General features: G+C 43.9%; 13 protein-coding genes and 2 pseudogenes. 10 read left to right on the top strand and 5 right to left on the bottom strand.

Going from position 1 to position 11,995, the window contains the following annotated elements:
• From H6G97_RS35955 to ybaK, 4 genes and pseudogenes are all read left to right on the top strand, one after another.
• A pseudogene (locus tag H6G97_RS35955) lies at positions 1–242 on the top strand (hypothetical protein); the annotation flags it as partial.
• A gap of 17 nt (positions 243–259) precedes the next feature.
• Entirely contained in the window at positions 260–400 is a 141-nt protein-coding gene (locus H6G97_RS35950) for a hypothetical protein (RefSeq protein WP_190945352.1), read from the top strand.
• 292 nt (positions 401–692) lie between these two features.
• Positions 693–887 (top strand): hypothetical protein, encoded by a 195-nt coding sequence (locus tag H6G97_RS35945; protein ID WP_190945350.1) that lies wholly within the window; start codon positions 693–695, stop codon positions 885–887.
• A 69-nt stretch (positions 888–956) separates the two neighbouring features.
• Positions 957–1,427, top strand: a complete 471-nt coding sequence (ybaK, locus tag H6G97_RS35940; RefSeq protein ID WP_190945348.1) for a Cys-tRNA(Pro) deacylase — start codon at positions 957–959, stop codon at positions 1,425–1,427.
• A gap of 38 nt (positions 1,428–1,465) precedes the next feature.
• On the opposite strand, the gene H6G97_RS35935 is transcribed toward ybaK, so the two are convergent.
• Entirely contained in the window at positions 1,466–2,383 is a 918-nt protein-coding gene (locus H6G97_RS35935; protein WP_190945340.1) for an AraC family transcriptional regulator, read from the bottom strand.
• 266 nt (positions 2,384–2,649) lie between these two features.
• Between H6G97_RS35935 and H6G97_RS35930 the strand changes: the two genes are divergently transcribed.
• From H6G97_RS35930 to H6G97_RS35920, 3 genes are all read left to right on the top strand, one after another.
• Positions 2,650–3,567 (top strand): SDR family oxidoreductase, encoded by a 918-nt coding sequence (locus H6G97_RS35930; protein WP_199349883.1) that lies wholly within the window; start codon positions 2,650–2,652, stop codon positions 3,565–3,567.
• 59 nt (positions 3,568–3,626) lie between these two features.
• Positions 3,627–4,514 carry an aldo/keto reductase family oxidoreductase gene (locus H6G97_RS35925; protein WP_190945338.1) on the top strand — a complete coding sequence of 296 codons (888 nt, stop codon included), beginning with the start codon at positions 3,627–3,629 and terminating at the stop codon, positions 4,512–4,514.
• 97 nt (positions 4,515–4,611) lie between these two features.
• Positions 4,612–5,637: an aldo/keto reductase gene (locus H6G97_RS35920; RefSeq protein ID WP_190945354.1), complete on the top strand. Its 1,026-nt coding sequence runs from the start codon at positions 4,612–4,614 to the stop codon at positions 5,635–5,637.
• A gap of 198 nt (positions 5,638–5,835) precedes the next feature.
• On the opposite strand, the pseudogene H6G97_RS35915 reads toward H6G97_RS35920, so the two are convergent.
• Positions 5,836–6,165 (bottom strand): annotated as a pseudogene (locus tag H6G97_RS35915) (DUF6671 family protein); the annotation flags it as partial.
• Positions 6,166–6,454: 289 nt separating this feature from the next.
• On the bottom strand, positions 6,455–6,817 hold the full coding sequence (locus tag H6G97_RS35910) for a hypothetical protein (RefSeq protein ID WP_190945336.1): 363 nt from the start codon (positions 6,815–6,817) through the stop codon (positions 6,455–6,457).
• A 15-nt stretch (positions 6,818–6,832) separates the two neighbouring features.
• On the opposite strand from H6G97_RS35910, the gene H6G97_RS35905 reads away from it, so the two are divergent.
• Positions 6,833–7,726 carry a transposase family protein gene (locus tag H6G97_RS35905; RefSeq protein ID WP_190945334.1) on the top strand — a complete coding sequence of 298 codons (894 nt, stop codon included), beginning with the start codon at positions 6,833–6,835 and terminating at the stop codon, positions 7,724–7,726.
• Positions 7,727–7,809: 83 nt separating this feature from the next.
• Here the strand turns inward: H6G97_RS35905 and H6G97_RS35900 are convergent, their stop codons facing one another.
• Both H6G97_RS35900 and H6G97_RS35895 read right to left on the bottom strand, forming a co-directional pair.
• Positions 7,810–8,277, bottom strand: coding sequence for a hypothetical protein (locus H6G97_RS35900; protein ID WP_190945332.1), 468 nt, complete (start codon positions 8,275–8,277; stop codon positions 7,810–7,812).
• 314 nt (positions 8,278–8,591) lie between these two features.
• Complete coding sequence (locus H6G97_RS35895; protein ID WP_190945330.1) at positions 8,592–10,157, bottom strand: DUF4419 domain-containing protein; 1,566 nt, start codon at positions 10,155–10,157, stop codon at positions 8,592–8,594.
• Positions 10,158–10,605: 448 nt separating this feature from the next.
• On the opposite strand from H6G97_RS35895, the gene H6G97_RS35890 reads away from it, so the two are divergent.
• Both H6G97_RS35890 and H6G97_RS35885 read left to right on the top strand, forming a co-directional pair.
• Positions 10,606–10,851, top strand: coding sequence for a UBP-type zinc finger domain-containing protein (locus H6G97_RS35890; RefSeq protein WP_242055739.1), 246 nt, complete (start codon positions 10,606–10,608; stop codon positions 10,849–10,851).
• Positions 10,852–11,000: 149 nt separating this feature from the next.
• Positions 11,001–11,750, top strand: coding sequence for a GNAT family N-acetyltransferase (locus H6G97_RS35885; RefSeq protein ID WP_190945326.1), 750 nt, complete (start codon positions 11,001–11,003; stop codon positions 11,748–11,750).
• The last annotated feature ends 245 nt before the right edge of the window (positions 11,751–11,995 follow it).

Below are 11,995 nucleotides of genomic sequence, written 5' to 3'. Positions count from 1 at the left end.
AGTTGGCTGCTAGAACTATGGTACAGCGACGCAAGATTAGTTATGCCACCCAAACAGAACTTGGTACCAAAGCATGGGATATTTTCATGTCCCTGGTTGCCACTACTCGTAAGTTAGGTATTAGCTTTTTTGAGTATATGCATGACCGGATTTTGCAACTCGGTGATATTCCCTGTTTGGGTAACATTATTCGAGAGAAGTCTTCTTCTAACCCATTTGGTTGGTCGTGGCTACCTGAATAAATCTCTACCCCGAAATTTTGAGCCGATACGTACAAAAGATAGCTATTAATTTTCCTAGCAGTGACTCTGGCTACCAGCAACAAAATGACAGGCAAAAATTAATTCGTAGTATGCTAAACGCTGATACGCCTTGGCAGAAAGTTGATTACGAAACTTAAGACATTGCATTAGGGAAAGATTTTCTTCTTGAGTTCGTCAAGAATGCTGGAAAGAATCGAGACGTGTTTGAAGCATTGGCCTCACTTATGTATCATTTTCCTTCAATTTTTTTTGAATCAGGAGTATGTATCCTTTCAAAACATCAAAATAGGGAGGAGGGAACTCGTTTGTTCTCAGGGGTTAACACTGTATTCTACTTAGAGAGATCAATTCAGCGTTTTCTACACCTTGATCAAACTGGAAGTTTACCAAGAAAGATGCATGAATCTTGTTCAGTGTTGCTGAATGCAATTGTCGAAACTGCTTCGTCAAGAGCGTATTATCTCCGAGAACATCTTATTCGGTCTCGCAGAATTTTATAACAATGAAATTGAGATTGATGCTGCTGCAATCTACTCCGATAAGGCACAAAATTTTCCTAATAATATTGAAGGAGAAGTCTGCCCTATGAAAAAGCTAGAAAGCCAGCAGCAGTGGGAGATATAGGGTTATAGATTGAAAGCCATATAATTATTTTAATTTTAAAATGTCGTTACTTAGAATGACAACATTTTTATGAAAAGCAATGCTGCTCGACTACTGGACAAACTAGGTATTCCCTACCAAATCCTGAGCTATGAAGTAGATCCTGACGATCTGGCTGCTGAAAGTACAGCCGAGAAAGTAGGACTTCCCGCAGAGCAAGTTTTTAAGACTTTAGTAGTCAGAGGTGACACAACAGGTATATGTTTTGCTGTTGTGCCAGGAAATGCTCAGTTAGACTTGAAAGCTTTGGCGCGGATTTCAGGAAACCGCAAAGTTGAGACAGTTGCTCTCAAGGAAGTTCAGCCAGTAACAGGATACATTCGTGGCGGTGTGACAGCTTTAGCTAGCAAAAAAGACTATCCCGTTTACCTTGATGAAACTGCAACTCTATTTGAGCAGATTACTGTTTCTGGTGGAATGCGAGGTATGTTGCTTCTGCTATCGCCAGATGATTATTTACGTGCCGTCAGTGGCACTTTAGGGGCAATTGTACAAAATTGAAGCAGTTTGATCGCGCCCGGGTTCAAAAACAGGCAAGGTCAAGCGACCCGTAACCGTTCAATGTCTCGGATAGGTGGCGCACCAAACATCCGGGAATACTCGCGGCTAAACTGTGAGATACTCTCATAGCCCACCTGATAAGCCGCCTGGGTCGCATCCACATTCTCGGACAGCATGATCTGACGCGCTGCTGACAGTCTCAATTGTTTTTGATATTGCAGCGGGCTCATCGAAGTCACTTGCTTGAAGTGGCGATGGAACGATGAAGCAGACATATTTGCCTGCCCAGCCAGGTTCTCAACTCGTAGCGGCTTGGCAAAATCTGCTTTGAGTTGTTTGATGACTTCAGCAATGCGCTGCATATTGCTACCAGCCGTGGCAATCTGACGAACCGCTTCCCCTTGTTCACCGATGAGCAGGCGGTAATAAATTTCGCGGATGGCCATTGGGGCGAGAAACGGGATATCTTGCGGTGTCTCTAGAAGCTTTGTCAGGCGGATGGCACAATCAATCAACGTTGAATCGGCATCACTGATGAACCAGCCGCTGACGGAATCTTTCTGATCGATACTTGGATTCGTTTGAGCGATGATTTCACAGAGCTGGGCAGAGTCTAGCTTTAGCTTAAGACATAGATAGGGTTTGTCGGGTGTCGCCTCGACAGCACATCCACTCATCGGCAAATCCACCGAAACAACCAGATACTGAGCAACGCCGTATTGATAAGCTTTTTCATTGAGCAGCACCTCTTTTCTGCCCTGCACCACAAGTCCAAGCACGGGTTCGCTGACACCGTGCATTGCTGTAACAGAATCACATTCCCGCATGAATGCTAAAGAATCGATCGCAGTTATATGGGCACCGTTGCCCTTGCCGTTCGTGTGCCGAGCAACTAATGCCGCCAGTTCTTCACATTTGTCGATCGCTGCCTCGTGGCTCGTTATCTCGATTTTCATGCGTCCTGTCTGTTGTGACTGTTCTCTTGCGCTTATTATAGGAACATTTTTTTGTTGCTTGCACCTTGCTTGAGAGGATTAGGCAAACATCTGCCAGTTTTGTGTATTTAAGCCCTTGCTTCTGACTCATAGAATGAATCTGTGCAAATACAGCAGTAAGAGGCTAAGACAATGACTAAAAACAAGAAGACCTAGTTGATCACTGGGGCTTTCTGAAGTTTTAGAGAAGCACTAGCTCAAGTGGCCAACTCAGTTATATAGGCAGCTTGACACCCCGATATGGGACAGATTTGGGTCTAACGGGCAAAAAGTCCTTCGTGCCTTCTTCTTCATCAATCACTTTTCATAAACTTTTTGACCAAGGAACACCAATGAAAACATGGTTTATTACGGGTACATCACGCGGATTTGGTCGCGAATGGACTCAGGCGGCACTAGAGCGAGGAGACAGAGTGGCTGCAACGGCGCGTAATCCTGATCGCCTCAAGGGTTTGGTGGAGCAATTTGGCGATCAGATATTACCTCTGCGTTTGGATGTCACTGATCAAGCAGCGGACTTGGCAGCGGTGCAGGCAGCACATGAGCATTTTGGACAGCTTGATGTGATTGTTAATAATGCAGGCTATGGCTTGTTTGGAGCGATCGAAGAAGTCAGCGAGGCTGAAGCACGAGCGCAGATCGAAACCAATCTGTTTGGGGCACTGTGGGTTACGCAAGCGGCATTGCCCTACCTGCGATCGCAAGGCAGTGGACATATTCTCCAGGTTTCCAGCATTGGAGGGATTGGTGCATTCCCCATGCTCGGACTGTACCACGCCTCTAAGTGGGGACTGGAAGGATTCAGTGAGGCACTCAGTCAGGAAGTCGCGCCCTTCGGCATCAAAATCACGATTATCGAGCCGGGTGGGTTCAGTACAGATTGGTCAGGTAGCTCGGCGGTGCACGCTACGCCGATCGCGGACTATGACAGCTTGCGGAATGCACGGACAACTCGAAATGCGGATGTGAAAATTAGCGATCCCACCGCATCCAGTGCGGCAATGCTCAAGCTCGTCGATGCCGAGAATCCGCCGTTGCGTCTGCTCCTCGGCACGTTTGCAACTCAGGTTGTCCCGCACATCTATGAGCAGCGATTAAAGGTCTGGACAGAATGGCAAGATGTGGCACGTGCTATTGACCAATAACGGATAGCACATTTAAGTTCAAGCAAGAAAAGTCTTAAATATTAACAAGGAGCAGTAACATGACTGTACAAACAAATCTTGGCGGCAGCTTCACGCTGCCAAACACGTCGATCACTTTAAATCGTCTAGGATACGGTGCGATGCAACTCGCGGGTAAAGGGGTCTTTGGCCCGCCGCGTGATGTCGATGCTGCGGTTGCCGTTCTGCGCGAGGCGATCGCACTCGGAGTTAATCACATCGATACCAGCGACTTCTACGGTCCGCACATTACCAATCAGATTATCCGACAAGCACTGTATCCCTATCCAGAGAATCTCGTCATTGTGACTAAGATTGGTGCCCGTCGTCCTGAAGATGGCTCGTGGCAACTTGCGATGTCGCGGCAGGATCTGATTGATGCCGTTCACGACAACTTGCGAAACCTCGGAATTGATGCGATTGATGTTGTCAATCTTCGGATGATGGGTGACATAGAAAAACCATCGGAGGGTTCTCTCGCGGAGCCACTGACCGTTTTGGCTGAACTCAAACAACAGGGGCTGATCCGCCATATCGGACTCAGCAACGTCACGCCCAAGCAGTTAGCAGAGGCACAAACTATTACCGAGATCGTTTGCGTTCAGAACGAGTACAACTTAGCGCACCGCGACGATGATGCTTTTATCGATCAACTCGCACAGCAAGGAATCGCTTATGTCCCATTCTTCCCGTTGGGGGGATTCTCGCCGCTGCAATCGTCTGCTCTTGATGCCACCGCTACCGCTTTGAATGCCACATCGCTGCAAGTAGCCCTGGCGTGGCTGTTGCAACGCTCTCCTAATATTTTGCTGATTCCAGGAACTTCATCCGTTGACCATCTGCGCGAGAACCTCAAAGCCGCATCTCTGCAACTTCCACCTCAAGCGATCGCCGATCTCAATTCGATCGCGACAACCGCTGCTCCGTAAAAGATGTATAGATCGATAGATGGATTCGATCAGCAAATCCGGTCTCTTCAACAAAGACTACTTCATTGCGACTTTCGTAAACAGGAGAATCATTGCTATGCGATACAAGTTGTTGGGTAAAAGCGGACTCCGCGTTTCTGAACTGTGTCTCGGCACAATGACCTTTGGCGATGATTGGGGCTGGGGCGCACCCAAAGACACGAGCCGCCAGATGTTTGATGCCTTTGTCGAGGCAGGCGGCAACTTTATTGACACGGCAAACATGTATACCAACGGCAGCAGTGAGAAGATCGTGGGTGAACTGATTGCCGCTGATCGAGACCGCTTTGTTTTAGCAACGAAGTATTCATTGGCAAGTCAAATGCCTCCAACTGGGCAGAATCCAAATGATGGCGGCAACCATCGTAAGAATCTGATGCGATCGCTTGAAGGCAGTTTGAAACGATTGAACACCGAGTATGTGGATGTCCTCTGGCTTCATGCCTGGGATTTCACTACTCCCGTTGAAGAAGTGATGCGAGCCTTAGATGATCTCATACGGCAAGGCAAGGTTCTATATATCGGCATCTCCGATACGCCCGCCTGGATTGTGTCGGAAGCAAATACCCTTGCCCGATGCAATGGCTGGACGCAATTCGTTGCCTTGCAAATTGAGTATAGTTTGATCGAACGCACACCAGAACGCGATTTGTTGCCGATGGCAGATGCTTTCGAGCTTGCAGTGGCACTTTGGTCACCTTTAGCAGGCGGGGTACTGTCGGGGAAGTACAGTCAGGGTGATACTCAAGCGACTTCTCGCGGCATGCATATTCCAGATCGCAGTTTGCAGATTGCTCATGCTGTAGGAGAGATTGCTCAAGCGTTAGGGCGATCGTCATCGCAAGTGGCGCTTGCCTGGATTCGTGCCCAAAGTCCGCAGATGATCCCAATTTTGGGCGCAAGCAAGCTGGAGCAACTGCAAGATAACCTGAAGTGTCTAGAGGTAACACTCTCAGATGAACACTTGCAAAAGCTCGATCAAGTCAGCCAGATCGAGTTGGGCTTTCCACATGACTTTCTAAGTATTGACATGGTGCGCGGCAACTCATTTAACGGCATGTATGACCTGATCGAGCATCGCTGATGATAGCTGAGGCTGGATTGCAAAGCTGCAACGTATTCTTAACATCTTGCTTTTCAGGAACGTCCTGTTGAGCATTTGCACGAGAACCTCAAAGCCGCATCTCTGCAACTTCCACCTCAAACGCTCGCAGATATCAACTTGATCGCAACTTAAAAAGACGGACGATCGCTGTTTTCAACACTTCATCCACCTCAATCCGTCTTCACTATCTAAAAAAACAACTATTTCTCTATTACAGTAAATGTAAGGAACTAATGGATGGGGTGTAAAACTACGTTCGCTAGCGAACGCTAAATTTTCTTGTGTTAATTCTAAAGCTTTCTCTGCTTTTAATTTAGCTGCGGCAATTTGTGTTCCCTGACGTTCTACTTCTCTAGTAAATGTGCCAAAAATATCAGTATTAAAATCCTGTGGTACTATAATTTTGATGCCTAACTCTTGTTCTAATAGTGGAGCAATTACCTTTTCTTTTTGGTGCATTGTCGCCAATACAGCCAAACGATCATTAAATAATTGCTGGTCATTCATTCTGCGCTAATCCCTATTAGTTAAGTTTGTAGCTTTCTGTAATCCTAAAACGGCTGATTCTTCTGATTTTATCACCGCAAACCAGCTTGAGCGTTTTTGAGTGCAGGGGTACTCGCACCGATGCCTGCGGTTCAAATAGCCTACGCAATTTGAAGCTCAAGTTCATCGAACCCAAAGCCCCCTAATTAGGGGTTGCCGAATGAAAGTGTAATCTAGTCATGATAAGGGTTTCAAACCTTTTTCCCAAAAAAGTGCCATTTATCCCTCTGCTTCATTTGTAGTAGCTGAACTATTCAACATCCTGCCAACCTTCTAAAGTTGCCAAAAGTATATTGACAAGAGGATGATCTACTAATTCTTTTAATGCCTCTGTCTCGCCAGCTTTCAGCGCTCCAAGTACCCGTACTTTCAAAGTAAAATTACTATTGATTTGGTTGAGTGCTTCTGTGACTGCTATTTGTTTTTCTAGTGGAGTGCTAGTAGGATAACTCTGTCCCAATTTGTTGAGAAGCTGCTGAATTTCTGCTGCGGCTTCTGCGAGATTCTGCTTTTGCTGTGGGCTATAGTTCGTGATATTGCCGCCGATTAGATTTGTCCGAAATATTAACTTAGAAAAAGAAAATGGTAAAATGTTAAATTGAGCATTTACCATTTTTATGAATTAAGTATGGTTTTTGATTACATCGAGAAATATCCACATAGAACAAAACAAATTTTAGGGATTAGTTACGAACAATTACAATCACTATTAAATTGCGCCATAAAACGCCATCAGGAAATTAAAACTAAACAAGAGAGCCGAAAAATAAGAATTAATGCAGCTGGTGGTGGTCGTAAAGAAAAATTACTAATCCAAGAACAAGTATGTTTATGTCTATTTTATTTAAGACAGATGCCAACATTTCAAGTATTAGGAATGTTGTTTGGTGTTTCTAAAACTGAAGCTAACGATACATTCCATGAATGGATACCTATTCTTCGAGACATTTTACCCTCCAGCTTGTTAGAACAAGTCTCAAATAACGAGAGCGATTTACTGTTTGTACAAGAATTACTAACTACTTTTAGGTTGTTAGTCGATAGCCTGAAACAGCCAATATATAGGAACTCAGACCAAAAAGAACAACAAAAATATAATTCTTTTAAGAAAACACAACATATATTAAAAAGTCTGGTAGTTGGCATACCAAAAGGTAAAGATATTGTGGAGGTAGAAATAGGTGTTCCTGGGCCAACAGCAGATATAAAACTGTTTCGTAAATCTCAAAATAAATTTGATAAATCTCAACCCTTTTTAGGTGATAAAGGTTTCAAAGGAGGTGAAAATATCAATACTCCTCATAAAAAGAAACCAAAACGAGAATTAACTCAACAGCAAAAAGATGAGAACAAAGCTTTGTCCAGTAATCGGATATTTATTGAGCATTTAATCCGCCTGCTCAAAATATTTCGGATTTCCTCGCAGAGATTTCGGCTAAATCTTGAGACTTACGAGCAGATTATCTTAACAGTCTGTGGGTTAGTTAGGCTGAGAATTGGTAGTTTAATTTTGCCAACTTAGCTAATAAGAATAGTCAGATAAATCTCAAATAAAGGAGTCTGTTTTTATGCCTCTAAACTGACAGTAACTATCTCAAACCCTTATTATTGCGTTTTTACGCAAATATCAAAGTTTTGCCTCAAAGCTTTGAACAGTCTGGCTTTGGAGTTTTCGGACAAGTCTATTTGTTGTGCGGGTACTGTGTCTGCGTTGACTAGACCACCTGCAAATTGAGCGCCTTTGAGGTCAAAGTTGCATTGTTTGTTAGGACTTTGTGACATAGTATTTCCCTGATTACTATAAGTTTGGGCGTAAAATTTAGGGCTTTGCAGTGCCGTAACCACCATAGTCTCTAAACCAGGAATTCGGCTATCTTTCTCTGGAATTAGTGCTTGTAAATCCTGTTGTGCTAATGCTTTGAGTTGATTATAAATTTCACAATATTCCGCACTTAGTTCAGACTTGTCAGCTTCAACAGCAGTTTTAGCACGAAGCAGAAACTTGTTTTGGCCGCGTACTTCCATGCCCACGATTCGCAAATCTGCTTTTGGGTGATTCTCGGCTAACTGCATAAAGGAAATTTCGATAAGCTCCCGCTTAAGCCTTCTCCAAAGGATACGCTAGCGCGAACGGCTATCGCTCTTGGGTCAACACCTTGGTTATGGTACAAATCGAGAGTATCAACGATCGCCTCTTTCCCACCCAGCCCCATCAGCACGGAAATACACCTACTGATTTACTGATTCTCCAACAGTACAATTTTGTGAACCGCAGATAAGACACGGCGTTTCTTGTGGTGTGTAGCTTTTTTGATCTGGTTGGTTGTTCATAAACTCGACTCTAAATAATTGATGCAAAATCTCTGTGAGTTTCTCATGTAAGTGTTTTAAGGCTCCCAGACAAAATGGGAATCATCAAAATAGTATCGCCCCTGGACTTGAAATATGCGTTCAAAGAGTTCCGGAATGCTCTTAGCAATAACTATGGGATTTTGAAGCTGATTATGATCTAAAGTCTGCTTGCCCAAAAGAATCAAACATTCGCAAGAGCGAGAGTTAAAAACATAGGCAATACAACGCCCATCTTCGAGATCAATTAGGTGGGTTGCATCATAGTACAAAGAATTTGGCTCAGGGATTTCGTAGGTTTTACCAGAATTAAACTTTGGAATTTGCCAAGAATGACCGCTATTAGCATAAAGTATGGCTCCATCAAATCGCTCCAGGATTTGAATGTGTTCCTTGGGAACTGCATCAGAAGCGTTTTGATAAAATTCCGACCAATCAATAGGTGCTTGTGTGATGTGCTGCTGTTGAATTTTGTCGAGTAACTGTGCAAAGTTATTATTACGTTCACGCACAGCCCAGCCAATTTCGGGTTGTAAAGTTTGCTCCAAGGAATCTTGATGAACGCCAATGAAACCAGCAAGTAGTTCTAAAGAATGTTCTTGTCCATCTGGCGTTATCAGCTGGAATGGAGTTTGAGAGAGTCCCAAAGGCAAGCATTCAGGAGAAATACCATGAGCAATTTGTTTGAAAAATAATTGTTCAGATAATGACGCGTTCTCCAGTTCGCAGCGATCAATTTCCAGAACAGGATTCTTCACCGAGGGAGCTTTAGTTACTGAATGCGTAATATAAGGGAACAAATCTGCCAACCAGCCAGTAATTAGTTCAACACCATAAACAGGTTCAGGTTTGTAGATACAGCGCCAAAACAAGAGTGATGGTCTGCCTGAAGCGGTTTCCACAAATTCTCGACAAATTGGCATTAAACGAGCAGTCCACCAGTCTAAATCATACTCAGCTATGACTTGAACGCGATCGCTGATAGTTTGCCAATCTTCTACAGTACCCAACAGCGTAATCTCAGGAATGCCACACACGCAGTACATCACGTAGTCAAAATATTTTTGGAAGGCATTCATCATTACGACATGACTAGCTGTGTGAGTAATGGGTGTTGTAGTACTGAAGTTACACTCTAGCAATTGATATAGATCCGCTCCTACATAATCGCGGATATGCAATGCCCATTCTTGAACGGCTTGACTCCAGTGCTGGGGATGGCTGGGTATTTGTCGGGTTTCAACTATCAGTTGTTGTTTCCCCTGATAATTAACCAAGCGCGACCGCAATGTTTCTGCATGATTGTTGATATGTTGAGCAAATCCTTGTGATAATGTTATCCAAATAATATCAGGTGTTAACAATAACGGGCGATGTTCACTAAAGGCAGTGTGAACAGCAAGCGCCAGCGAATGAATACCTTGGTCTGGAATTACCTCAAACGTATCATTGTGGCTAAATGCCAGCAGTTGTTTCCCTAATTGCTTCTCTAACTGAAATTTTGCATTTTCTACAGGTAATCGCTCCTGTGTGCTTTTGACATCATCTACACAAAAGCGAATCTTACCCACAGTTTGTTCAAGGATAGGTGCCAGTAGTGTCATCAGCTAACTCAACTTAATAATTTCATCATGAAGAAATTCTGTCACTTTTTGGGGAAATGTAATATGGGTATAATTCCAGGAGCTTAGAATAGAGACTCTAATTTCAAAGTAAAATTTTCACTAGTTTTTGGAGTCCCTCAAGATAGCAATGATGATAGCTCCAGCGATCGCAGTTAAGATTATGGCAGTTTTCAACAATGGCTTATGTTGCTAGTTCTGTTGTCGCAATATTAAGGAAGCACAATCTTAGCTGCACTGAACATTTACTATACCTCATACCAAAAAGCCTTACAAATAATAATGGATTTGCCCTTATCAAGCGTGCCATTTAGATATGAACTTTAATGCATAACTCACAAAATTAGCTGTGTTTACCTGCACTAATCTATACTCTGATTAACGTGTCATTCAAATTCCTATGAGTTGCGAACATTTAGACAATCTGACTATGGAAACTCTGATTTCTAAAGCAAACTACCCAGTATTCCGTTGTGAAGAGTGTATCCAAATCAACAGTCGCTGGGTGCATCTCCGTATTTGTCAAAGTTGTGGAAAGATGCTGTGCTGTGATTCTTCCCTTCATCAACATGCCCGACGGCATTATGAGGAAACTGGACATTCAGTGATTAGCTCGGCTGAGTTAGGAGAACAGTGGTTATGGTGTTTTTTGGACGAGCAGGTAAAGAACTATTAAACTAAGGCGATTGCATGGCAAATGCATCTAAATTATTTTTGATTACAACTAATCCTGTTTTGTCACTTTGAGAGAATGCAATAACCCAAAGCATAGGATTGTGTTGAGTTTTCTATCTGAGGAACTGTACAAAATCGAGCTAACCATTTATGGATTCTCGTATTCAATCATACTTGCGCTTGGCAGCAATTCAGCAACGTGAGACGGAGCAAATCGGTTCGTTTCTTGCAACGTTCAATCGCTCTTATGTCAACCCGTTTCTTAATTATGCTATTCCTGATAACAATGCTACCCCAACACCCAACGAAGTGAATGCATTGATTCATGCTTATCAGAGGCGTGGGCGAAAACCACGTTTGGAGTACGTTACGAAATTAGCACCTGCTGTTGAAAAAATACTAATATCGGCTGGTTTTGTGGTTGAAGGGCGTTTGCCACTGATGACTTGTACTCCCCCTTTAGAGCAATTCCTGACCGTACCTGAAGGTATAGAACTGCTCATGCCCGTTTCGGATGAACAAATATTGGCTACTGTTACAGTGCAAAACGAGGCTTATGGAGAATCTTCGCCAAGCCCTGAAGATGCCCAACGTTTACGAGCTAGCATAGCAGCAGGTACAATTGCGGTACTTGCTCGTGTAATAGCTACAGGGGAATCTGTAGGCGCTGGAATTTGTTCTGTGCCTGTTAATCAGACCACAGAGATTGCTGGGATTGGTGTACGTACTCCTTTTCGGCGGCGGGGTGTAGCAGGAGCCTTGACAACTCGGTTGGTGCAAGAGGCTTTTAACACAGGCGTGACAGTGGCTTTTCTCATGGCAGCACATGAGGCGGAGGAGTGGATTTATAAACGCGCTGGTTTCTCTACAATTGGCGAAATTTTGCATATTTCGCTCTAGTAGTTCGCCAACCCAAAATTGCTGGGTGGAGGTCGGCAGAGGAGCAGGGGAGCAGGGGAGCAGAGGAGAGGCTTATACAAGTTCTTTCCCCTCTGCCCCTCTGCTCCTCTGCTAACCACCATACAAAGTTTCGTAAACGTTCACAGGAGTTATCCTGCTACTGTAAAAAATAAGTACACGTAAATGGTAGATTAAGAGGCATGAATGAAAACTGCCTCGCCTACGGAATCGAAATTTCCGACTTA

Source organism: Nostoc flagelliforme FACHB-838 (assembly GCF_014698065.1).
Taxonomy (GTDB): domain Bacteria; phylum Cyanobacteriota; class Cyanobacteriia; order Cyanobacteriales; family Nostocaceae; genus Nostoc; species Nostoc flagelliforme_B.
Note: the sequence above shows the minus strand (reverse complement) of the source record. Positions and strands in the feature narration are given on the sequence as shown.

What these genes read in the sequence shown, in the direction of transcription:
- H6G97_RS35920 (WP_190945354.1), top strand. Translation starts at nt 4,612, where the DNA reads ATGCGATACAAGTTGTTGGGTAAAAGCGGACTCCGCGTTTCTGAACTG.
- H6G97_RS35910 (WP_190945336.1), bottom strand. Translation starts at nt 6,817, where the DNA reads ATGGTAAATGCTCAATTTAACATTTTACCATTTTCTTTTTCTAAGTTA.
- H6G97_RS35900 (WP_190945332.1), bottom strand. Translation starts at nt 8,277, where the DNA reads ATGCAGTTAGCCGAGAATCACCCAAAAGCAGATTTGCGAATCGTGGGC.
- H6G97_RS35890 (WP_242055739.1), top strand. Translation starts at nt 10,606, where the DNA reads ATGGAAACTCTGATTTCTAAAGCAAACTACCCAGTATTCCGTTGTGAA.
- H6G97_RS35935 (WP_190945340.1), bottom strand. Translation starts at nt 2,383, where the DNA reads ATGAAAATCGAGATAACGAGCCACGAGGCAGCGATCGACAAATGTGAA.
- ybaK (WP_190945348.1), top strand. Translation starts at nt 957, where the DNA reads ATGAAAAGCAATGCTGCTCGACTACTGGACAAACTAGGTATTCCCTAC.
- H6G97_RS35885 (WP_190945326.1), top strand. Translation starts at nt 11,001, where the DNA reads ATGGATTCTCGTATTCAATCATACTTGCGCTTGGCAGCAATTCAGCAA.
- H6G97_RS35905 (WP_190945334.1), top strand. Translation starts at nt 6,833, where the DNA reads ATGGTTTTTGATTACATCGAGAAATATCCACATAGAACAAAACAAATT.
- H6G97_RS35895 (WP_190945330.1), bottom strand. Translation starts at nt 10,157, where the DNA reads ATGACACTACTGGCACCTATCCTTGAACAAACTGTGGGTAAGATTCGC.
- H6G97_RS35925 (WP_190945338.1), top strand. Translation starts at nt 3,627, where the DNA reads ATGACTGTACAAACAAATCTTGGCGGCAGCTTCACGCTGCCAAACACG.